The organism is Ensifer sp. ENS02 (genome assembly GCF_014851885.1).
GTDB classification, from domain to species: Bacteria; Pseudomonadota; Alphaproteobacteria; order Rhizobiales; family Rhizobiaceae; genus Ensifer; species Ensifer adhaerens.
In genome coordinates this window covers 1-250 of the sequence record NZ_JACVAO010000111.1, presented here as the reverse complement: position 1 = coordinate 250, position 250 = coordinate 1, and the positions used below count along the sequence as shown (strand labels likewise).

At 56.8% G+C, this 250-nt stretch carries 1 rRNA gene; it reads right to left on the bottom strand.

Features of this window, described 5'->3' with window-relative positions:
- Positions 1-143: 143 nt before the first annotated feature.
- Positions 144-250, bottom strand: a 5S ribosomal RNA gene (gene rrf / locus IB262_RS35670); the annotation flags it as partial.

The window sequence follows — 250 nt, the reverse complement described above, 5'->3', positions numbered from 1 at the left end:
CGGTCCGGGTTTTGCGAAGCAAAATCCCGTTGTGTGTTTCGATTTTACCTACGCAAAAAGGCCGCTTGGTGGCGGCCCTTGCGTTTCGGCTTGGCCGAGTTTTGTGTCGAGAAGATTTCCGGATTTTATCTTGCGCTTTGCAGACCTGGCAGCGACCTACTCTCCCGCGTCTTAAGACGAAGTACCATCGGCGCTGGGGCGTTTCACGGCCGTGTTCGGAATGGGAACGGGTGCAGCCACCCCGCCAGAA